General features: G+C 59.2%; 17 protein-coding genes and 2 pseudogenes. 10 read left to right on the plus strand and 9 right to left on the minus strand.

Annotated features, from left to right (window positions below):
- Positions 1 to 3: 3 nt before the first annotated feature.
- Entirely contained in the window at positions 4 to 963 is a 960-nt protein-coding gene (locus WDX12_RS14450) for an NUDIX hydrolase (protein ID WP_027056575.1), read from the minus strand.
- 178 nt (positions 964 to 1,141) lie between these two features.
- Here WDX12_RS14450 and panB point away from each other — a divergent pair, with 178 nt between their 5' ends.
- Both panB and WDX12_RS14460 read left to right on the plus strand, forming a co-directional pair.
- Complete coding sequence (gene panB / locus WDX12_RS14455; protein WP_172234418.1) at positions 1,142 to 1,987, plus strand: 3-methyl-2-oxobutanoate hydroxymethyltransferase; 846 nt, start codon at positions 1,142 to 1,144, stop codon at positions 1,985 to 1,987.
- A gap of 446 nt (positions 1,988 to 2,433) precedes the next feature.
- Entirely contained in the window at positions 2,434 to 2,793 is a 360-nt protein-coding gene (locus WDX12_RS14460) for a pantoate--beta-alanine ligase (protein WP_246707496.1), read from the plus strand.
- Positions 2,794 to 2,808: 15 nt separating this feature from the next.
- Here WDX12_RS14460 and nifA read toward each other — a convergent pair whose 3' ends face one another.
- From nifA to WDX12_RS14475, 3 genes are all read right to left on the minus strand, one after another.
- Positions 2,809 to 4,551, minus strand: a complete 1,743-nt coding sequence (nifA, locus tag WDX12_RS14465; protein ID WP_434725308.1) for a nif-specific transcriptional activator NifA — start codon at positions 4,549 to 4,551, stop codon at positions 2,809 to 2,811.
- A 631-nt stretch (positions 4,552 to 5,182) separates the two neighbouring features.
- Positions 5,183 to 6,214: a LacI family DNA-binding transcriptional regulator gene (locus WDX12_RS14470; protein WP_027056572.1), complete on the minus strand. Its 1,032-nt coding sequence runs from the start codon at positions 6,212 to 6,214 to the stop codon at positions 5,183 to 5,185.
- A gap of 318 nt (positions 6,215 to 6,532) precedes the next feature.
- Entirely contained in the window at positions 6,533 to 7,966 is a 1,434-nt protein-coding gene (locus WDX12_RS14475; RefSeq protein WP_434725633.1) for a dicarboxylate/amino acid:cation symporter, read from the minus strand.
- 274 nt (positions 7,967 to 8,240) lie between these two features.
- On the opposite strand from WDX12_RS14475, the gene WDX12_RS14480 reads away from it, so the two are divergent.
- The 3 genes and pseudogenes from WDX12_RS14480 (at position 8,241) to WDX12_RS14490 (ending at position 12,115) form a co-directional block, all read left to right on the plus strand.
- Entirely contained in the window at positions 8,241 to 10,094 is a 1,854-nt protein-coding gene (locus WDX12_RS14480) for a sensor histidine kinase (protein ID WP_434725634.1), read from the plus strand.
- Complete coding sequence (locus tag WDX12_RS14485; protein WP_109671348.1) at positions 10,091 to 11,458, plus strand: sigma-54-dependent transcriptional regulator; 1,368 nt, start codon at positions 10,091 to 10,093, stop codon at positions 11,456 to 11,458. Before WDX12_RS14480 ends, WDX12_RS14485 begins: the two co-directional genes overlap by 4 nt.
- A 66-nt stretch (positions 11,459 to 11,524) precedes the next feature.
- Positions 11,525 to 12,115, plus strand: a pseudogene (locus tag WDX12_RS14490) (IS3 family transposase).
- Between the two features lie 223 nt (positions 12,116 to 12,338).
- Here the strand turns inward: WDX12_RS14490 and WDX12_RS14495 are convergent.
- Complete coding sequence (locus WDX12_RS14495; RefSeq protein WP_434725309.1) at positions 12,339 to 12,608, minus strand: hypothetical protein; 270 nt, start codon at positions 12,606 to 12,608, stop codon at positions 12,339 to 12,341.
- A 67-nt stretch (positions 12,609 to 12,675) separates the two neighbouring features.
- On the opposite strand from WDX12_RS14495, the gene WDX12_RS14500 reads away from it, so the two are divergent.
- Together WDX12_RS14500 and WDX12_RS14505 are read left to right on the plus strand one after the other, a co-directional pair.
- Positions 12,676 to 12,813: a hypothetical protein gene (locus WDX12_RS14500; RefSeq protein WP_434725635.1), complete on the plus strand. Its 138-nt coding sequence runs from the start codon at positions 12,676 to 12,678 to the stop codon at positions 12,811 to 12,813.
- Positions 12,814 to 12,945: 132 nt separating this feature from the next.
- Positions 12,946 to 14,112, plus strand: a complete 1,167-nt coding sequence (locus tag WDX12_RS14505) for an NAD(P)/FAD-dependent oxidoreductase (RefSeq protein ID WP_434725310.1) — start codon at positions 12,946 to 12,948, stop codon at positions 14,110 to 14,112.
- Between the two features lie 147 nt (positions 14,113 to 14,259).
- Here WDX12_RS14505 and WDX12_RS14510 read toward each other — a convergent pair.
- Positions 14,260 to 14,552: pseudogene (locus WDX12_RS14510) on the minus strand (IS481 family transposase); the annotation flags it as partial.
- 499 nt (positions 14,553 to 15,051) lie between these two features.
- Here WDX12_RS14510 and WDX12_RS14515 point away from each other — a divergent pair.
- The 3 genes from WDX12_RS14515 (at position 15,052) to WDX12_RS14525 (ending at position 18,325) form a co-directional block, all read left to right on the plus strand.
- Positions 15,052 to 16,041 (plus strand): nodulation protein NodZ, encoded by a 990-nt coding sequence (locus WDX12_RS14515; protein WP_434725311.1) that lies wholly within the window; start codon positions 15,052 to 15,054, stop codon positions 16,039 to 16,041.
- A gap of 142 nt (positions 16,042 to 16,183) precedes the next feature.
- Positions 16,184 to 17,284 carry a GDP-mannose 4,6-dehydratase gene (gene gmd, locus WDX12_RS14520; RefSeq protein ID WP_172374839.1) on the plus strand — a complete coding sequence of 367 codons (1,101 nt, stop codon included), beginning with the start codon at positions 16,184 to 16,186 and terminating at the stop codon, positions 17,282 to 17,284.
- Between the two features lie 87 nt (positions 17,285 to 17,371).
- Complete coding sequence (locus WDX12_RS14525; protein ID WP_434725312.1) at positions 17,372 to 18,325, plus strand: GDP-L-fucose synthase family protein; 954 nt, start codon at positions 17,372 to 17,374, stop codon at positions 18,323 to 18,325.
- Positions 18,326 to 19,365: 1,040 nt separating this feature from the next.
- Here WDX12_RS14525 and WDX12_RS14530 read toward each other — a convergent pair.
- Genes WDX12_RS14530 through WDX12_RS14540 form a run of 3 tightly spaced genes read right to left on the minus strand, consistent with a single transcriptional unit; the run spans position 19,366 to position 20,851 of the window.
- Positions 19,366 to 20,274 (minus strand): SIR2 family NAD-dependent protein deacylase, encoded by a 909-nt coding sequence (locus WDX12_RS14530; protein ID WP_109671353.1) that lies wholly within the window; start codon positions 20,272 to 20,274, stop codon positions 19,366 to 19,368.
- Between the two features lie 41 nt (positions 20,275 to 20,315).
- The gene (gene nifT, locus WDX12_RS14535; protein ID WP_097574884.1) at positions 20,316 to 20,528 is read right to left on the minus strand and encodes a putative nitrogen fixation protein NifT; all 213 of its coding nucleotides are present in this window, start codon (positions 20,526 to 20,528) and stop codon (positions 20,316 to 20,318) included.
- Positions 20,525 to 20,851 carry a nitrogen fixation protein NifZ gene (locus tag WDX12_RS14540; RefSeq protein ID WP_143976583.1) on the minus strand — a complete coding sequence of 109 codons (327 nt, stop codon included), beginning with the start codon at positions 20,849 to 20,851 and terminating at the stop codon, positions 20,525 to 20,527. Before WDX12_RS14540 ends, nifT begins: the two co-directional genes overlap by 4 nt.
- Positions 20,852 to 20,934: the final 83 nt, after the last annotated feature.

Below are 20,934 nucleotides of genomic sequence, written 5' to 3' on the forward strand. Positions count from 1 at the left end.
GTGTCAAGCCCGTGCGAGCGGTAATTTTGTGCCGGCCACAGGCCTCTCGTCGAGAATAGTATGGTGGAAGCGGTAGAGCTGCGCAGGCCGGCCGCCGGTCTCGGCGGTCGTCGCCCCGGTCTTCTCAACCAGTTCCTGCTGCTCTATGAGCCGGCGAAAGTTCGGCTTGTTGATGAGCCTGCCGGAGAGCGCCTCCACAGTTCGCTGTAGCTGCAAAAGCGTGAAGAGCGGCGGCATCAGTTCGAACACAACAGGCCGGTATTTGATTTTGGAGCGCAGTCGCGCAATAGCCGTTGCCAGAATGCGGCGATGATCGGCGATCATCGATCTGCCCGGCACCGAAGCGAGGATGGCCGAAACTCCGCCGCGCTTTGCCTCCTCCACCAGGGTGGCTTCGTAGAGCAGCTCGTAGCGCTGCAGCGCGAGCTCTTCGTTCCATGCCCGGCCGTCCAAGGCAAAGGCAACCGCCGCTCGCCGTCGGCGATCGAAGCGCGTCGCGCCGTCGTCCGCGCCGTCCGCCCATTCGATAAGGCGCGGCCGCAATTCTTCCAGCACTATCGGGGGCCTGCCGGAGCGATGATCCTCCCAGGGGAAATAGTCGTACCAGCTGGCCCAACTGCGCCTGCCCGAGGCGCCCGTATCTTCTTCGCGGGTGAGTGCGAGATAGCTGATCGAGATCACGCGCTGGTTGGCGCCGACCCGATCGCGATCGGCAAAGGTGTAGAGCTGCTCGATATAACCGAGAGGCTGACCGGTCTGCAGTTCCACCCATGCCCTGAGGCCCGACTGGAGCGAACGATGAGCGAGCTCAAACGGGCCCGAGGGAAGGGCGCCGCCCTCTTCGATGGTCAGAACACAAGGTCCAGCGTCGTTCACGGCAACGACGACTGCGATGAGGTCCGCGTTGACGTCGTTGGTCTTGCCTATGGCTCTGCCTTTCCTTGGTCCCTTTGCCTGATCCATAGTTCCTGACCTACTTGGCAGAGCTCCGCCTGTCTAAACCGATTTAGTTCTGTTCTTTATCATACCACTCGTCGCGTCAACACCACGCGCTCTGGCGATTTTACCTCTTCGCACCTCGACAAAAATATGCCAAACGCGACACTGGCCGTGGGTGACGCTGGGTGAGGAGAGACGTGGATTGAGCGCCACAGGTGTCGTCAAGGCGATCACGCCGCCGAACATCCGTGCGCGAAAGGGCAGCACGCCGCTGGTCTGCCTGACGGCCTACACCACGCCGGTCGCAAGGTTGGTTGACGGCCACTGCGACATCGTTCTTGTCGGCGACAGCGTCGGCATGGTTCTCCACGGCCTTCCCTCCACGCTCAGTGTCACGCTCGATATGATGATCATGCACGCCAAGGCGGTTCGGCGGGGAATGGAGCGGGCGCTCCTGGTCGTCGACATGCCGTTCGGCTCGTACGAGGAAAGCCTAGAGCAGGCCTTCCGCAATTCCGCGCGCCTTATGGCGGAGACCGGATGCGCTGCGGTCAAGCTCGAGGGCGGCGCGACGATCGCCGAGACGATTCGCTTCCTCACAGCGCGCGGAATCCCGGTCATGGCGCATGTCGGCCTGACGCCGCAGGCGGTCAACGTGTTTGGCGGATATCGCGTGCAGGGCAGGGGCGAGGATGCCGAGCGCATTTGGCGCGATGCTCTTGCGGTCAGCGAGGCTGGCGCCTTTTCCGTCGTACTGGAAAAAGTGCCCGAACCGCTCGCCCGCCGCATCACCGAGAAAATCCCAATCCCGACGATCGGCATCGGCGCCTCGGCGGCCTGCGACGGGCAGATCCTGGTCGTCGACGACATGCTGGGCCTGTTCGGCGACTTCCGCCCGAAATTCGTCAAGCGCTATGTCGAACTGGGAGAGGCCGCTTCGGCAGCGATCGAGGCCTACGCGTGCGACGTGAAGGAGCGCCGGTTTCCGGCGGCCGAACATGTCTTCGGCGATGAACCGAAAGCCATTAAAGGAGGAGAAGCGACATGAGCACACCGATCGTCCGGACCGCCGAGTCGCGCAAATCCGTGGCGGCATGGCGCAGGCAGGGCATGAAGGTCGCGGTCGTGTCAACCATGGGCGCCCTTGCATGAAGGCCATCTCAGCTTGGTGCGCGCCGCACTTCAGCGCGCCGACCGGGTGATCCTTACCCTCGTCGCAATTGAACGACGCAGACGATCTTGCCGCCCACCTACGCACGGAGCATGAGGACGCCGCCAGCTGGCGCCGCTCGGCGCCAGATGCTTTACGCGCCGGATGCAAGAGAGATGTATCTGGAGTGGTTGCCACCGCGGTCTCGGTGAGAGGGGTGAGCGGCGGCCTGTGCGGCGCGGCCCAAGCCATTTCGACGGCGTGGGGGAGATTGGTGACGAAGCTCTTTCTCCAGACCGGCGCCGTCCGCCTTCTTCGGGGAGAAGGATTTTCAGCAGTTGCAAGTGCCCCGGCTTGCCCGCGACCTCGACATACCGATCGGGATTATCGCCTTTCCGACAAGGCGCGAAGCCGATGGCTTGGCGATGTCGTCGCGCAACTCTCAGGCTGTCGGCCGCACAGCACAGAGCGTGGCGGCGCCAAAGCGAAATTCTCTTGAAGCGGCCGAGAGGTTGGCACCGCCACGCGAAGCTGTATTCGCCGCGGCGACGCGATCCTTGCCGCCGGCTACAGAGTCGTTGAATATCTCGAATTACGGGCCGGCGCCGAGAGGAGGCTGCACCGCCTCACCGAGCCGAACCAACGCACGTTTGATTTGTCCCAGCTCTTCGCCTCGTTCGCTATGTCGCGGCCCGACATACTGAAGTTCGACAGCCGGTTCAGAGATTCTTGATCTCGATACCGTATTTCCTCAGCGCGTAGCCAATCTGGCGCGGCGTCAGTCCAAGCAGGCGCGCTGCCTTTGCCTGTACCCAGCCGGATCTTTCCATGGCCGCGATGAGACGCTCGCGATCGGTCATCTGCGCGTCGCTTACGAGGGCTACCCGAACAGGCGCTGGCAGTGCCTGCTGGCTGTCAACGGGCGGGGCCGCAAAGGCGGCCGAAGCAAAATCACCAGACGAACGCATGGCCGGGTTCAGTGGCGATGGTGCGATCGGCTCCGATTTCGGCGCAGTCTCCTTCGATGCGTGCTTCCATAGCATCGCGGAAAGGCATCGGCCGTGGCAGCAGTCAAAGTCGTTTCTGCCGATTGACGCTCCCGCTGCCAGGGTCGCTGTCCTCTGCACGCAATTTTCAAGCTCGCGGACATTTCCGGGAAAAGCACAGTTCATCAGCACTTCAGTCGCACTCGCATCGAAGACCATCGTACGGCCGTTCTCGCTGTTGAAATTCTTGAGAAACTCAGCGGCAAGAAGCGGAATATCACCGCGCCTTTCGCGCAATGGCGGCACCAGCAAGGGAACAACGCTGATGCGGTAATAAAGGTCGGCGCGAAACTCGTTCCTTGCAACCGCGTCTTCCAGGTTCCTGTTCGTGGCGGCAATCACGCGAACGTCGACCTTAATCGTCTGGTTGCTGCCGACGCGCTCGAACTCCTGCTCTTGCAGCACGCGCAGCAGCTTTGCCTGGAACGAGGCCGAAATCTCACCGATCTCGTCCAGAAACAACGTTCCCTTGTCGGCGAGCTCAAAGCGCCCCTTGCGCGAGTTGAATGCACTGGTGAAGGCACCCTTTTCGTGACCGAACAGTTCGGATTCCAGGACTGTCTCAGGGAGCGCTGCGCAATTGAGCTTGATGAACGGCCGCTTGGCGCGCCCCGACAGCTCGTGAACGGCCTTGGCGACCAGCTCCTTGCCGGTCCCGGATTCCCCGCGCAGCAAAACGGTGCTGTTGGACCTGGCTACTAACGCGACCTTCTCGAGCAGCCCGCGCAGCGCCGGGCTGTCGCCAACGATCCCCTTGACATTAGCCCTCTTGCCCTCATGCCCAGGCTGCTTGAGTTCGCCGAATTGCTTTTGCATCCCGATTTTCTCGGCCATCAGTCGCTCGCGGTCGGACGCGAACATGCGATGCAGCTTCACTGTCTGCCCAACCAGATTGGCGATTGTGGTAAGGAGGCGGAGGTCATGATCGAGAAGGGAACCTGAGTTGTTGTCCAGGATGCGGTCGATGGTCAGCGTGCCCACGACGTTCGCATCGACGTGAATGGGTACGCCGATGAACGACACTTTCATGTTGTCGGACGCCCCGAGCACGTCCTTGTCGGCGGCGTTGAAGGCCGGATCCAGCGCTATGTTCTCGGCGACGAGCGCCATGCCCGTCGTTATGATTTGGTCGATCGCCGTCCGTGGCAGATGCTTCCGGTAGCGCTCATCGTTGTCTTCGCTCCAGCCGGCGCCGACGGTCATGTCCGGTATGCCGGTACCGTCGCAGAGCGAGATGATGCCGTGCCGCACCTGCACCAACGATGGCAGGAGATCGACGACGTTGGCCAACGTGGCTTCCAGCCCAGACGGAGCGGTGAGCGCTTTCGACGTTTCAAAGATGTCCAGCGCCCTCTCGTGCAACGGCACAATAGGGACCCCGTTATTCGTCTCGGACTTTGAATTGGGCCTTTTCATTTTTGGAAGCGATATGCAGCGTGACGAGATCTGCCTGGCACTTTACTCGGAGTTGCGAGCAGCGTGTTGCATGTGATCATCCATCTCGCGCCATGAAATCGATGCCCGAGGCAAGTGCGCCTATCCTCCAGCGCGTGGATGTCCTTGGCGGATCGCATTCGTGGGCGTCTTCGCTCCGCAGGCCACTGCACAATCGACGAGTTTGCTCGCCTCGACCTGGCACGCGGGGACTCATTGAAGCACGAAAAGGCGTTGATGAAGATAGTCGTGACGATTGATCCGTCAGCAAGACGGACGTCTGCAGCCGGCTTTTCGCGAGCAATGAAATTGCCATCGAGATGATAGCTAATGTCGATGCCAGTCAGGCCCGGGCCGCGGGCAAGTGCGGTCCTGGCAAGTTGGGGCGGCGTCATGCGGTCGATCGCAAAGCGGAGCGATGCTTGACGCATGGCTTTCCTTTCTCTTCCATGAAGTGCGGGTCGTCGTTCTCGGCTGACTGGCTTCCGCCGCGCAGCAATCATTCGTTGTTAAACGAGACCGGAATGAGGCAGGTGAGTCAATCAAACTCCCGCTGCTTTTCTTTCATGAATGAAAGGAAATTAGGCTCTCATGATAGTATTTTATCAGTTTTTCAGATGTTTTCCGGCAGATAGATCTCAAACGGCAGAAAAGTCTGCCCAAGCGTCTCCGAAGTGCCGACCTTGATGGCCTGGGCCATCAGCGTCATCAGTTCCTGGCAAAGCAGGCGCTGGGGCGTGGCGACCGACATCGTGATCATGCCATCTGCGAGTGCTGCCCGTGACTCCGGCGTGATCTCGTTAACGATCGCGACGAGACCCCGGCTTTCGCCTTCTTCACGGAGCGCGGAGATCGCTCCCTCCATACCTCCGCCGGCCACATAGAAGCCGGTGAGTTCGGGTTCCCGTTGCATGAGATCCAGCGTGGCCTCGTAGGTGATCTGCCGTGCCTCAAGGTTCACGAGCGGATCGAGCAGCTCGAATGCCGGTGCATTCTCACGGAAATAGGAGCGAAAGCCGACCTCCCGCAGCTCCTGCCCCTGAAAACGGTGGCTGCCGACAAAAACCGCCACCTTGCCCGGCCGTCTTGCGACCTTTGAAAGCATCCACGCTGTCGTCCGCCCGACCTTGCGGTTGTCGAGGCCGATATAACCCTCACGAACACCTTCGGCGAAATCGGAAAGCAGCGAGAAAACGGGGATGCCTTTTGCCTTGAGTTCTTGGACGGCTGCCGTGATCGCCGGATGGTCCGGCGCCACCATGGCGATCGCGTGGCAGCGCGCGCCGAATTCCTTGAGCAGTGGAACAAGGTCGCACGGCATGTGCGACGGCGCGAATTCGATGAGCGAAGTGCCATGGAAGCACTTCGCCGCGTTGACCGCCACTTCGGCCTCACGCGCGAAGCCCTGGTAGAAGTGGTGAGTCGGTTTTCTCAAGATGAAGCCAAGCCGATATTGCGGCAGGTCCGGCTGCAGGCGCTGCTTGATAAGACCTGCGGCGTGATATCCGATGGCCTGTGCGGCCGCTAAGACCCGCTGCGCAGTCTCCTTCCGCACCGGATGACGGGCATTCAGAACTCGGTCAACGGTGGCAACACTTACCCCTGCTTCCCGGGCGATATCAGCAATTATAGGTCGCTTCGCCATTGTTCGAGTCTGATTAAACGACATCAAGAAGAAATCCGGCAAAGGTCGGTTCAGTAAAATCTGTCATTCCTGCATTGATCCTGTTCGCTACCGAATTCTTGTCGTGGCGTGGTGCGAGGTAGAAGCCGAAACGTAGAGCGTGGGCGAATTGTTCAGCCGTGCCGACGGCTCCGATCGAGCTCCGCGCCCGGTTCCACGAACCGTCGCAAACTTCGGAGGCATTAAGCGCATCATCGATGGCTTGTGTGTCGTGACCGGTGCAAGACCTTCGCAAGGCGCAGATGATTTTGCACCCACTGCATTTCGGGTTTCTTGATTTCATCGGCCCGCGAGAGTTTGTTTGGAACCCGCGGCCCGATCGTCCGGCGTTTGGGACCAGCCAGGCGATTCAACCGGCAGCGATGCTGCCGAGTTGCTCGGCGCGGGCGTTATCAGTGGCTGGCCGGTTGATGTCTCGGCAGGCTGGTGGCCGCAGAATGCAGCTTTCAATTGCGCCTGATCCAGTTCGCCTTCCCAGCGGGCGACGACGAGCGATGCCACCGCGTTACCGACCAAATTCGTCAGTGCCCTGCATTCCGACATGAAGCGATCGACGCCAAGGATCAGCGCCATTCCAGCAACGGGAACTGCCGGCACTACGGAGAGCGTAGCGGCCAACGTGACGAAGCCGGCACCTGTGACACCTGCTGCACCCTTGGAGGAAAGCATCGCGACGAGCAGCAGCAGGACCTGATCGCCAACTGACAAATCCGTATTCGTCGCCTGCGCGATGAAAAGGGCCGCGAGGGTCATGTAGATATTGGTGCCATCCAGATTGAAGGAATATCCGGTCGGGATAACCAGGCCCACGACCGAGCGCTTGGCGCCGGCCTTTTCCATTTTCTCCATGAGAGAGGGCAGCGCAGCCTCGGAGGAGGACGTTCCGAGGACCAGCAGCAGCTCTTCCTCTATGTAGCGGATAAGAGAAAAGATCGAGAAGCCGTTGTAGCGACAGACTGCACCGAGAACCCCGAATACGAAGAGGAAGGCCGTGAGATAGAAGGTCCCGACCAGCATCGCAAGGTTGGCTACCGAACCGATGCCATATTTGCCAATCGTGAAGGCCATTGCTCCGAAAGCACCGATCGGCGCGGCTTTCATCAGGATGCCGACCAATTTGAAAACGGGTGCAGTGAGGTCCTGAAGGAAGGAAAGAACCGATTTGCCCGATTCTCCGACCATCGCCAGCGCGATGCCGAAGAGGACGGAGAAGAACAACACCTGTAGAATGTCGCCTTCCACAAAGGCGCCGACAATCGTGGTCGGGATCATGTTCATGAGGAAGCCGGTCACGGACTGCTCATGGGCCTTTGAGGCATAGCCATTGACGGCTTGGACGTCGAGCGAGGTCAGATCGATGTTGAGGCCGGCGCCAGGCCGAATGACATTGCCGACTATGAGGCCGACGATAAGCGCGAGCGTCGAGAAGGTGAAGAAATAGACCATCGCTTTGCCGGCAACACGGCCGACCTTCTGAAGATCGCTCATGCCGGCAATTCCAGTCGACACGGTCAGAAAGATAACGGGCGCGATGATCATCTTGACGAGCTTGATGAAGGCATCGCCGAGCGGCTTCAGGTTTTCTCCGATTTGCGGATAAAAATGGCCAACCGCAACTCCGAGGAGGATTGCGACAAGCACCTGCACGTAAGGCTTGGCAAAAAGGGTCTTGCGGGGTGCGCGCTTTACGCTTGGAGCCAGTGGGGTCAACATGTAAGTTTTCTCTCCCTGACCGGTTTGGGGCGGGCTGTTCCTCCCCGCGGCTTCTCCCATCGCGGCGCCCCGGTCGAACGCTGCTGCGTTGTTGACCGCAAGAGGCGTGCCAAGCCAAGAGAGCGCGGAAATCGCCGGAGCCTCAGGTATCTTCAACAAATCGCGCAGCAAGATTGTGCGGTTTTCCGCACGGATCGCCTTCCCTTCTGGCAGAACCCCGCACTATGGTTCGTCGATGATCGGTTTTAAGAATACGATGGCAGAAGAAGAAGACATGGGTAATGGCGCCTTCCAGCGCGCCCCATTGGTCTTCCCTGGTAGATCCGGCGGTCGATCTCTCTGGCTTGTGGTTTTGCTTGCAATTCTTGGTGCGGCGCTCTGTTTCGTCGTCTTTGCAACGGGACGCATCGCCGGCACCAGAGCAGAGTATGCCCTACGCGACCGTGCTCTTGCCGCGTTCCCGCTTGCAGCCGACAGTTTGAAAGGAGAGATCGAGAAGCAGCGAATGATTCCGCTGGTTTTGGCACGCGACGGTGCCGTTCAGGAGATGCTTCGCAGTCCGAGCACTGCCAACGAAGCCGCGCTTGATGAGAAGCTTCGCGCCATCGCGCGCGACGCCGGCTCTTCTATACTCTACATCATAAATCCTGACGGCATAGCGGTTGCTGCGAGCAACGCCGGCGAGCCGACCAGTTTCGTCGGCAGCGATTACCGCTTTCGCCACTACTTCATCGAGGCGATGGCGGATGGCGCGGCTATGCAATATGCGCTCGGCACGGTTAGCGCGCGCCCTGGTCTCTATCTGTCGAGCCGGGTCGATGGGCCGGAGGGGCCGCTCGGTGTGGTTGTGGTGAAGGTGGAGCTCGACCGCGTCGAGTCGCGTTGGCTGGAGAGCGGCTTCGTGGTCTTCACGACCGATGAGCGAGGCGTGGTTCTTGCCACGAGCGTGCCCCAATGGCGTTTTGGCGCTCTCTCACCGCTTTCCGCAAAGGAGAAGCAAACCGCTCGCGATCGTCTACAGCTACCGGGCGTGACTTTCGAGCCGGTGCCGCTTTCCCGCCGCGGCGACAACCTGGTCACCGCAACTCCTGAGAGTCGATCAGCCGGTTTCGTTGCGGTTTCGCAGGATCTCGGCAAAGCAGTTCCGGGCTGGCGCATGTCGTTGCTCATCCCCGCCGACACCGAGATCTCCTCGGCGGTCATGACAGCCCGCGTGACAACGCTGCTTGCCCTCGTTCTCGTTGGATTCGTCATTTTCATCATTGTTCGACGGCGGCGCGCGGCCCGGCAGCGGCAAGAAGTGCTTGTGTTGCTGAATGCGGAACTGGAGCATCGCGTCGAACTGCGCACGGCGGAGCTCCAGAGCTCGAACGCAGCGCTCGCCGGTGAGATCGCCGAGCGAGAGAACGCTGAAGCGAGAGTGCGTCGCCTGCGCGACGAACTCGCCCAGGCGAACCGCTTGTCAATCCTGGGACAGATAACGGCCGGGGTCGCCCACGAGATCAACCAGCCGGTCGCCGCAATCCGCACCTATGCTGAAAATGCCGCGCGTCTTCTAGGGATCGGCCGGTCGCAAGAAACCGCCGAGAATCTGACCTCGATCGTCGCCATGACCGGCAGGATCGGCACGATCACTGAAACGCTAAGGTCCTTTTCCCGCCGCGCCAGCGGATCGATGGGACCGATACTGGCGGACGACGCGATCGACGGCGCTCTGTCGCTTCTTTCAGGCCGAATTCGCGATTCCGGGGTGACGATTGAACGGAAGCGGATCGATCCGTCTCCAATTGTCATGGCAAGCCGCATGCGACTGGAGCAGATACTCGTCAACCTTCTCCAGAACGCGCTTGACGCTCTGAAGGATCAACCGGAGCCCCGCGTCGAGATAGCGCTCGCCGAAAACGGGGAAATGGTCGCTATTTCCCTTCGGGACAACGGCCCCGGCCTTGCCCCCGACATTCGCGGGAGCCTCTTCATGCCGTTCGTTACCAACAAGGAAAAGGGTCTCGGTCTTGGCCTGGTCATTTCGCAAGAGATCGCACGTGAGCTCGGCGGCTCGTTGCGGCATGATGATGCCGGCCACGGGAGAGGGACTTCCTTCACGGTCGAGCTGAGGCGAGCGGCATGAGTGCTGAATCAGGACCGGTCATTTTTATCGACGATGACGAGGATGTGCTTCGCGCAGCCACGCAGATGCTGAAGCTTGCCTCGTTCTCACCGAGCGTGTTCGGTTCGGCCGAGGCCGCACTCGCCAGAATCGACGGGAACTTCGATGGCCCTGTCGTGAGTGACATCCGTATGCCCGGGCTGAACGGACTTCAGCTCTTCGAGCGAGTGAAGGCGATCGACCCGGAAATTCCGGTTGTCCTGATCACCGGGCATGCCGACGTCGAGCTGGCCGTTGCCGCCATCAAGGATGGCGCCTACGATTTCATCTCGAAGCCATATGCGAACGACCGGCTTCTCGTGACGCTGCATCGCGCTTCGGAAAAACGGCGCCTGATCCTGGAAAACAGACGTCTTAGGGATGCGGTTGTCCGATCTGCGGGCGATATCCCGCTGATCGGGGAGGCACCGACCATGATTCGATTGCGCGAAACTCTCCGCCAGATCGCCGATACCGATGTGGATGTCCTTGTGGAAGGCGAGACGGGCACGGGCAAGGAGGTGGTCGCGGATCTGCTTCACCGCTGGAGCAGACGACGCACGAAGCCCTTCGTTGCCCTGAATTGTGGAGCGCTGCCCGAAAGCGTCATCGATAGCGAACTTTTCGGGCACGAGGCAGGCGCCTTTACTGGCGCGCAGAGGCGCAGGACCGGTCGCATCGAGCATTCGAACGGAGGGACGCTCTTCCTCGACGAAATCGAGTCGATGCCGCCAGGACTCCAGGTGAAGCTTCTGAGGGTGCTTGAGACCCGGCAGATCACGCCGCTTGGCACGAACGAAACCCGCAGCATCGACCTTCGTGTCGTGTCGGCTACGAAGGCCGATCTCGGCGATCCGGCCGCTCGCGGAGATTTCCGGGAAGACCTTTATTTCCGGCTGAATGTGGTGACGCTCCGCATCCCGCCGCTTCGCGAAAGGCGCGAAGACATCCCGATGCTCTTTGGGCATTTCCTGGAACGCGCCTCCAAACGCTTCAGCAGGCCAGTTCCGGACATAAGCGCTGGCGTGCGCGATCGCCTCGTGAGCCACAATTGGCCCGGCAATGTCCGTGAACTCGTGCATTTCGCCGATCGCGTTGCATTGGGACTTGAAGGGCTAGGCACGCCCATTGCATCAGGTCGAAAGGAACAAGCGGTATCAAGCCTCCCCTTGTCCGAGAAGGTCAGCCTTTATGAGGCGACTGTCATCCGCGATGCCTTGCAGGAATGCGGCGGCGACGTGAGGCGCACGATCGAAGTCCTGGGAGTTCCCCGCAAGACCTTCTACGACAAGCTGAAACGACATGGGATAGATGCGGCCGATTATCGAAAAACCGCCATTGGCTGAAGCCTTCTTGCTCGCATGTCGCGGAAAAGAAATTTCGCCATTCTCGTCCGACTCAAAGGATGCACTATGGGCCAGGTTCTGCATGGAGCGCCACAACGACAGAGGCGATCCGTCGAGCGATACAACATAGTGAAGCGAGCCTGAGGTCGCTTTCGAAGCGCTATGGCATCAACCCCAAGACGGTCGCGAAGTGGAGAAGCGGAATTCGACCGCCGATCTGTCCGCCGGCCCCAGGGAGTCGACAGTTCTGTCTGCCGAGGAAGAGGACCGTTGTTGTGGCCTTCCGCCGCAACAAGGCTGCTGCCGCTCGACGATTGCCTCTACGCGTTGCAGCCGACGTTCCGCATCTGACGCGCTCCCACCGCTGCCTGCAGGCAAGCATCGGCCGATTGCCAGATGTCGACGGCGACAGGCCGGCGAGAAGAGTCGAGAGAATGAACCGGACCATCAAGACGCAACCGTCAAGCGCTTCCACTACGGCGATCGCGACCAACTGCGTCGGCATCTTGCCGACTTCGTCGCGGCCTACAATTTCGGCCGCAAGCTGAAGACCCTCAAGGGCCTCACGCCCTGCGAGTTCATCTGGAAGGCATGGGCTTCCCAGCCCGAGCGTTCACTTTCAATCCGCTCCAGCAAATGCCGGGACTAAACATTTAGCAAATGGCGGATGAGGTGCACGATGCAAGTTAGCACGTCGCCTGGGGAAAGGTGCGCCGATCGCCTCCCTCTTGGCCAACCAGTTCCAGCTTTCCGTCTTACCAGGCCCCCGCCAATCTCGTTGCGTTGTTGTTTAGCGTTGCAACAGATTCTTCAAAGAAATTCATGGAATCGTTGCGAGCGCAAATCGCTGTCAATGGTACGCTCATCACAACTTTCGAGATCAGTGGCGGCAGAAATCTGGTGTCGTTTTATGTTCCGCCGCCAAACAGCATTTGCGAAGAGCGCGAAATGACAAAGCCAGCAGGACGAGGGTACCAGCCATGCGCACATCGACTACACCCAAGTCGCCCGCGATACGATACTCGATATTGGCTACGACGATGCCATCGGCTTTGATGGTCGAAATTGCGCCGTCGTTCTGGCTCTCACCGGGCAGTCGCCCGACATCAGCCAGGGCGTTGATGAAGGACGATGGCAGGATCTCGAGCAAGGGCGGGATCAGGGCCTCATGTTTGGATTCGCATGTTTTCGATCTCCGACCGAAAGGCATCATCAAGATGCTTGATCTCTTACGCCCGATATACCGCAAGACGGCGACATACGGATACTTCGGCCGTGAAGAGCCTGAGTTCACCTGGGAGAGGACGGACAGAGCCGACGACTTGCTGCGTGAGGCAGGACCGGCAGCTGCGTGAGCGCCGCTGGATCAAGCGCATGCGGCAACCCTTTTCAATTCGCTAGGCCCGCGCCCGCCGCGGCACGCGCTTCGACATCATGCTGACGGCTGTGTGATCGACACGGGCGGTTACCGGAAAGGCGACAAAAAAGTGCGTTACGACATCGTTATCATCGGAGGAGCCATCGTCGGCTCCTCGATCGCCTACTATCTGCGCGAGGAAGGGTTTTCCGGCTCGATCGCGCTGATCGAGCGCGATCCGCAGTTCGCGCACGCGGCAACGACGTTGTCCTGCGCCTCCATTCGCCAGCAATTCTCGATCCCGCAGAACATCCGCCTGTCGCAGTTCACCATGAAACTGTTCCGGCGGCTGAAGGAAGAATTCGGCGCGGACGCCGACATCGGTTTTCGCGAGGGCGGCTTTCTCATTCTCGCTAGCGAGAACGGGCTGCCGATCCTGAATGCCAATCACGAAGCGCAGGTCGCCGAGGGGGCCGACATCGTGCTCGAGGACGCGGATCAGCTGACGCGCCGCTTCCCTTGGCTGTCGACCGAAGGTATATCCGCCGGCTCCTATGGCCGCAGCGGCGAAGGCTGGTTCGACGCGCATGCGATGCTGACGCTGTTCCGCAAGGCGCTGCGCGGCAAGAACGTGGACTTTATGACCGCCACGGTCATCGGCATCGAGCGGCAGGGCCACCGTGTCACCAGTGTCAGCCTCGACAATGGCGAGACGATCGAAGCCGGCACCGTCCTCAATGCCGCCGGGCCGAATGCCGGCAAGGTCGCTGCCATGGCCGGGCTGGCGCTGCCGGTCGAGCCGCGCAAGCGCAATGTCTTCGTCTTCGAGGCGCGCGAAAAATATGCCGACATGCCGCTGCTGGTCGATCCCTCCGGCATCTATGTCCGGCCGGAAGGCTCGGTCTATCTCACCGGCGGCGCCGAAACGGAAGAAGGCGACGGCCCGGCCGACCCCACCGATTTCGAGGTCGACTGGCCGCTGTTCGAAGAGGTGATTTGGCCGGTGCTGGCGACCCGCATTCCGGCCTTCGAGGCCATCAAGCCTACCCGCGCCTGGGCCGGGCACTACGATTACAACACGCTCGACCAGAACGCGGTGATCGGGCCGCACCCCAAGGTGAAAAATTTCCTCTTCGCCAACGGATTTTCAGGCCACGGTCTGCAGCAGGCCCCGGCGGTCGGCAAGGCGCTGGCCGAGCTTCTCGTGCATGGCGGCTACCGCACGGTCGATTGCTCCGCGTTTGGGTACATCCGTGTCGCCGAAGGGAGGGCGTTTAGGGAATTGAATGTGATCTAGCAACAACGGCGCCGCGACGGTCTCCTTTGGTGCCGGCGGGACAGAGGGGCGCGAAGGTTCGCGACAGGCGGTGCCCCGGTACAAAGGCCTTGATGTTTAGCTTGCCCTGTTCGGTTGGGATCTCCGCAATATAAATGCGGAAGAAGCCGATGCTTGCGCTGCAGACAGGATCGTCGGCTGCAAGGCGTAGAGGCAATCGTCCAGCGGCAGCAGCGTGTTGCGGCGGAAGGCCACAACAGCGGTCCCCCTTCTACGGCAGACAGAACCTTCGATCTCGGCTCCCTGGGGCCGGTGGGCAGATCGGCGGTCGAACTCCGCTCCTCCACTTCGCGACCGTCTTGGGGTTGATGGCATAGCGCTTCGAAAGCGACCTCAGGCTCGCTTATCGCTCGACGGATCGCCCCTTTCTTTGTGGCGCTCCCATGCAGAACCTGGCCCAGTCGAAGCTCAATCTTCTTGCCCGCACACAGAGGAGATCGTTGGGATCGTGGCCGCGGCCCGCGCTCATGGCCGGCTCACTTAGGTCGATGCTGCGTGCTGTCACCGTGAGGTTCCGCTGGGGTTAGCGGTGCGTCGAGCACAGCGAGAGGGTTCACAGCCAACGCCCTGGAACCCATGTCACTAGCCATCCATGGCGTGGATGCGTTTCATCGAAACAGACGATTTTACCGATGTTACGGCACGATGCATAGAAAGAATTCAAGAATGTAGCAGCCTTAAGGAAAGTGGTTGATGTTTGCGTTGGCTCCGAAGAGCATTTTCTGGTCTGCGCCGAAGACCAGCCCAGGCGCGCGTCCATCGCGGCCAGGCACTTCCGCGACAGACGCAAGCTACATCGCATTGGCACAGCACGACAATCTTCCCCGAATTGCGCACGCGCTTGCCTCAAACGCAGCAGCAAAGCTGAGGCTTGTGGTGTTCTGGAGAGAGGCAATTTAGATGCTTGTTGATCGCTCAAGGAACGATCGGTTCGTTGTTTCTCGACGGCGCACGGGTCTCGGTGATTGCCTGTGGTCTCTCGCGTCGGCTTGGGACTACGCACATCGGACGGGACGAGCTTTAGCAATAGATTGGCGCGGCTCTTGTTACCTTGACAACCCGTTTGCGAATGCCTTTCCAGCTTTCTTCAAGCCAATTGAGGATATCGGTGGTGTACGGGTCATTTGCGATGACCAGATCAACCACGTCTCATTCCCTGGTCCCTTCTTCCCGTCGTGGTGGAACAAGCCATCCATCGACTGCGTGTACCGTCCGGATGAACAGATTTTCCAAGAACGTGACGAGCTTAACGATCTTTTCCAGGCCCAAGATGATTGTGAAGCCAACACGATAGTGTGTGATGCTTGCTTGATGTGGCGCTGCGATGAAAAGGCCGAGCGAACCATATTTAGGAGCATCACACCGAGGGTCGAAATTGAGGATCGCATTGAAGCGCTCTACCAGGAACATTTTGACGGGCACAGCATAATTGGAGTCCATGTCCGCCACGGCAACGGCGAAGATATTATGGATCACGCACCTTACTGGGCTGATCCGAAGGTTGCCTTAGAGCAGGTATGCACTGCCATTCGTATGGCCAAGGCGCAACCGCATTCAAGACCTGTAAGGGTGTTCTTGTGTACAGACAGCGCCAAGGTTGTTGATCACCTGTCGGGCGTATTTCCCGAACTTTTCACCGTCCCAAAACGCTTTCAGGCGGATCAGGCCGGCCCCTTACACAGTGCAGCACTGGGCACCGACGGGGGTTTTTCCGCTCTCGTTGAGATGTATCTCCTCGGTCGATGCGACACTGTTATTCGCTTTCCTCCGACTAGCGCCTTCACCCGCTATGCCCGCCTCTTCGTGCCACGAATTGTCGAATTCGATTTGAATGACCCGCCTCGTTTGATCTTGATCGACAACTCTTTCGAACGTTCCCCGGCTCCATGAAAGGCTGGCATCCCGCTCGAACTCTCCCTTGCCTTCGCGCAGAGGCCCCCGTTCGCCCTGCCCAATGCGCACCTTTCTCGCCACGCAATCCCGCCGCAGGCGAGCATTTTCATGGGCGCGTCAAAATCAAAAGGATTCAAGCTTGTCAAAGAGAAAAGTCGCTTTAATCACCGGAGTCACCGGGCAAGACGGTTCCTACCTCGCAGAATTGCTTTTAGAAAAGGGCTATTCTGTGCATGGGATAAAGAGACGATCGTCTCTTTTTAATACGGGCCGTATAGACCATCTCTATCATGACCCTCATGAAGGTGGCGTTGATCTTACACTTCACCACGGGGACTTGACAGACTCGTCCAGCCTTACGCGCGTCATCCAACTGGTTCAGCCAGACGAAATTTACAATTTGGCAGCTCAGAGCCACGTTGCAGTCTCCTTTGAAGAACCAGAATACACCGCAAACTCCGATGCCTTGGGTGCGCTGCGTATTCTCGAGGCAATTCGGATCCTGGGGCTCGTCAAGCATACGCGCTACTACCAAGCCTCGACGTCTGAGCTCTACGGGCTGGTGCGGGAAACGCCACAGACCGAGACGACACCGTTCTACCCCCGATCACCCTACGCTGTTGCCAAATTGTATGCTCACTGGATCACCGTAAATTATCGAGAATCTTACAATCTTTATGCATGTAACGGCATTTTATTTAATCATGAGTCACCTGCGCGCGGAGAAACATTTGTAACGCGCAAAATCACACGCGCCTTGACTCGGATTAAGCTTGGAATGCAGCGCACTCTATTCTTAGGAAACCTTAATGCGCGTCGCGATTGGGGGCACGCTCGAGACTACGTCCAGATGCAGTGGTTGATGTTGCAGCAGGAGCAACCTGAAGACTTTGTGATCGCTAGCGGTGAGCAACATTCGGTGCGCGAATTCGTCACCGTCGCGGCCGCTGAACTCGGCATCGATGTTCGTTGGATGGGGGAAGGGGTCGACGAAGAGGGGTACGATGCAAAGACGGGAGCTCTGATCGTAAAAGTAGATCCCCGTTATTTTCGTCCTGCAGAAGTCGAGACACTTCTCGGCGATGCCCGCAAGGCCAAAGAAAAACTTGGGTGGCAGCCCAAAATCTCCTTCATCGAATTGGTTAGGGAGATGGTTCGGGAAGATTTGAGCATGGCAGAGCGTGAGGCAGTGCTGATGAAGCAGGGTTATTATTCACACAGTCCACGAGAGTTATGCTGACAACGGCGGAGCCATGCTGGGTTGTTGTCAGTGCTATGGTGGCCGTCTTAAGGAACGCCCAGAGCGTTATCAAAGGAAAACAAAAAGATGAAGAAAGTCTATGTGGCAGGCCATCGCGGCCTTGTCGGATCCGCCACAATGAGAGCCATCGAGGCATTAGGATCCTATGAGATAATAACACGTACTCACGACGAACTGGATCTATTTGACCGGAGCGAGACGCGCAAGTTCTTCATGTCGCAGCGGCCTGATTACGTCGTTATGTGCGCCGCAAAGGTTGGTGGTATACTTGCGAACGCTAGCTCCCCTGTCGATTTCCTTCATAACAACTTAGCGATTCAACTCAGTGTTTTTGATGCCGCTTACGCGTCCGGCGTCGAACGGATGATTTTTCTTGGCTCCTCGTGTATCTATCCACGCGACTGTCCGCAGCCGATACGGGAGGAATACCTTCTAACCGGTCCGCTTGAAGCGACGAATCGTCCCTACGCTTTGGCAAAAATCGCAGGAGTCGAATCATGCTGGTCTTTCAACCGGCAGTACCAGACACGCTATCTCGCATTGATGCCGACCAACTTATATGGTCCCGGCGATAATTATCACCCCGAAAATTCCCACGTTCTGCCTGCCCTGATACGCCGTTTTCATCAAGCTAAAATAAACGGCGACACCTCGGTGGAGATTTGGGGATCCGGAAAGCCTCGACGAGAGTTTATGTATTCGTCGGATCTAGGCGATGCCATTGCGTTCCTGCTTGGCCTGCCAGATTCGGATTTTGACGCCTTGACAGCCCCCGACACTGCGCCCCTGATTAATGTTGGCGTTGGCGAGGACGTCACAATTCGCGAGGTGGCGGAACTCGTCAAGGCGGCGGTCTGCTGGGAGGGCAAATTGGTATTCGACACGACGAAGCCAGACGGTACTCCGCGCAAGTTACTGGACGTAACGCGCTTGCGTAACCTTGGCTGGAAAGCCAAAACGTCTCTTGGTGCCGGGTTGCAAGCGACGTATGAGGATTTTCTTCGCATTCATGGGGCTTGATATGGGCGCATCCTGGTTGGACTGCATGTCCGACCGGGTGCAAGCTTGTTCAGTCAGGCCAAACAGAAGAGAGGGACGCATACATACCGAGGCGGCCGCAATATTGGCCTGTGCTAACGTTGCAGACCCGACCTCTCTGCGACCGGCGACGCAGAGGATCACCCAGAAGCTTGCCCAAGCCAATGGGAAGGGGGAAGGCCGCATAACCGGCCGCACCTGGAACGGCTGTGCGTGAGCGCCGTCCTCAAGCCGCCAGTTGGAACTGCTCGACCTCGCGGGAGCCGCTGCCTACGAAGCCGGCATCGACACGAAAGCCAACCAGGCCCGCATCATGCCTCGGGGCAGGCCTTATCCAAGGCGGTGCATGCGGAAATGGCGGACGTCGACGTATGCTTTTCAACTAGCGCTTAGCCGTTGTCCCGCTGCGTGGTGTAGCTGGCGGCATTGGTCGCCGTGCTCTCCGGCATGGGCCGGGCTGATCGGATTGGTTCAGTCTGCGTTGTTAGCGCCGGACTCACTCGCCTCAAGGTCATGGCGCCACAAGCGCGGATTCGCGGCGCCCGTGGTGCGGGCGTTTACAACTCATGCAGCAGCGGGTCTCGTTGATGGCGAAGCGGGCTGCCCTGAACCAATCGCTCGCGTGTGCAGCGCGCCAAGCTGTCGCGCAACGCGATCATCCTGACGCTCTGGGATGGCAGTGGCAGGTGACCGCCTATGCGGTGAGCACGCTTGGCCTTAGCTCGATTGGCATCGACCCCAACCGGCCCTGATCATCATGCCGTGCCACTGCTTTACGGCCAAGTGAAGCCGATCAGCTGCGACCGGTCGCCGCGACAACCATGGCGCCAGACTATGGTCTGCTCGGCTGGTTCGAGCCCGTCGCCGCTGTGTTCATCCGCAGCATCGAATGCCATATCCGCTGCAGCCTCGAATGCAATAACCGTCGTAGCTTTTCAGAGCGCCTCTCGGAGTTGTTGAAAAACCCGGAAGTCAATTGCCCATTTTACCTTTTCGGCAATGTGGAGGCGTCTGGGAATGGCTCAAACGATTCCCCGTTTGGAATGCAATGTCTCGCCCAGTCCGACGAGACGGGCCGCGGCTTGACCCGTCGGCATGTCAATGACCGTGATTGCCCTTTCTGCAAGGAAGCGACGCTCGTTCTTGGTCAGCTGTGCTGTATCGATTGCCGCAAAATGTGGGCCATGGGAGCGCTTCATGATCTGTCGGGCATAGGTGCGCAGCATCTGATCATTGAAGCGGCAGCCGAGGAAGAAAAGACCACGGCTGGCTCGCCGTTCCTTCACCAGGTCAGGGATCGGCGTCTGGATGTCGATTTCGCTCAGCACTTCAACGTAGTCGGAATCTGCGACGAGGAAGTTTGCGGCCGGCCTGGCACCGCCGTGAGGGGCGTAGAGAACCGTCTTCGCCGCTGGTGCGGATTCGAGTAACGTCCCGGACAAATCGTAGGCTTTTGTCCAAATGTCACCGATCTCGTGCGCCCGTGTTACGCCCTGTATTTCGACGACGTCCGTTCGGCGGGTCTGTATTAGGGCCGCGCGCATGGCACCGTCGTACCAGCTGTCGACGATCACGGAGAGCGGCAGAGTTGCAAGCCAGGCATGTAAGATGGTCGGCACCACCGGGGCCGCGAATATTTCGGCCATCCAAACTTGAAGCGTCCGGCGGTGCCGGCGCTGTTCGATATACTGCGCTACCGACCACATGTTGGTGCGAATCTTCGAAGGGGCTGGCGCGCGCTTGTTGAGCGCTGCGGCAACGGCTTCGGGGGTATGGGGTACGGGCGGTCCCGCGGAGCGGATCTCAAGCAGACCCGGGCCGAGATAGGGAATGACCTGATCGGCCGCGAGCCCTTTCTTCAAAAGGTCAAGCTGCCTTTCGGCAAAACTGTCCCGAATGACGACGAGATGGCCCGAGGTCATTGTGTTCATGCTCGTATCCCTTTGCCGCTCTCTTTGTGTAAACCCGAAGGTCAGTCCTCGTCGGAAATCTTCCTTGCTTCGACGGTAATCGGCAAAGGCGTATCCCGCGGAAGGTCGGGCAGGACTAAGCGCCAGCCGTTCTTCAGCGTCACGGCCCCACCCCATAAGTGTTCGTTGTCGACCTTGATGATCGGCTCTTCGAGATCCTTTTTGGGAATATAGGCCGACAAGCCAGCACCGGTCCTGCGGATCATTACCCTCATCGGGCCGTTCCTTCGTCAAACCCAGCACCGATTTCGGCACTGCAACGAATCCCAGCCGTCTCAAGGCTCATAAGTTCACGCGCACGCATGCCGACGACGGTGCCGCGATCGACCCATTCGACCGCATAGATGTAGAACTGCTGGAGAAAGGTGCCGATGTCGCGCACATAGCCCTCGTCGCCTTTGCGCACCAGATTTTCACCGATCTCCTTGCCCGGATAGGTGCCGTCATTTTTTATGTGGCGTGTGGCGCGGACCCGCTCACCCGGCATGAATCGCGGCGGTGTACGGATTTCGATGTCCTGTTCGCGTCCGAGGCTCATGGCCGTTCCTTTCTCTCGGCTGCAGCTTTCCAACAGGAGGTCAATGGTCCTGCGGAGGCGCCTCGACCGTGTCGGTAGCCGAA

The sequence above is a fragment of the Mesorhizobium sp. RIZ17 genome (assembly GCF_051127865.1).
Classification (GTDB): Bacteria; Pseudomonadota; Alphaproteobacteria; order Rhizobiales; family Rhizobiaceae; genus Mesorhizobium; species Mesorhizobium humile.

Bases quoted from the DNA above. Each gene is read 5' to 3' on its own strand.
- WDX12_RS14450 (WP_027056575.1), bottom strand. From the start codon at position 963: ATGGATCAGGCAAAGGGACCAAGGAAAGGCAGAGCCATAGGCAAGACC.
- nifA (WP_434725308.1), bottom strand. From the start codon at position 4,551: ATGAAAAGGCCCAATTCAAAGTCCGAGACGAATAACGGGGTCCCTATT.
- WDX12_RS14470 (WP_027056572.1), bottom strand. From the start codon at position 6,214: ATGGCGAAGCGACCTATAATTGCTGATATCGCCCGGGAAGCAGGGGTA.
- WDX12_RS14475 (WP_434725633.1), bottom strand. From the start codon at position 7,966: ATGTTGACCCCACTGGCTCCAAGCGTAAAGCGCGCACCCCGCAAGACC.
- WDX12_RS14480 (WP_434725634.1), top strand. From the start codon at position 8,241: ATGGGTAATGGCGCCTTCCAGCGCGCCCCATTGGTCTTCCCTGGTAGA.
- WDX12_RS14485 (WP_109671348.1), top strand. From the start codon at position 10,091: ATGAGTGCTGAATCAGGACCGGTCATTTTTATCGACGATGACGAGGAT.
- WDX12_RS14500 (WP_434725635.1), top strand. From the start codon at position 12,676: ATGCTTGATCTCTTACGCCCGATATACCGCAAGACGGCGACATACGGA.
- WDX12_RS14515 (WP_434725311.1), top strand. From the start codon at position 15,052: ATGCTTGTTGATCGCTCAAGGAACGATCGGTTCGTTGTTTCTCGACGG.
- WDX12_RS14525 (WP_434725312.1), top strand. From the start codon at position 17,372: ATGAAGAAAGTCTATGTGGCAGGCCATCGCGGCCTTGTCGGATCCGCC.
- WDX12_RS14530 (WP_109671353.1), bottom strand. From the start codon at position 20,274: ATGAACACAATGACCTCGGGCCATCTCGTCGTCATTCGGGACAGTTTT.
- nifT (WP_097574884.1), bottom strand. From the start codon at position 20,528: ATGAGGGTAATGATCCGCAGGACCGGTGCTGGCTTGTCGGCCTATATT.
- WDX12_RS14540 (WP_143976583.1), bottom strand. From the start codon at position 20,851: ATGAGCCTCGGACGCGAACAGGACATCGAAATCCGTACACCGCCGCGA.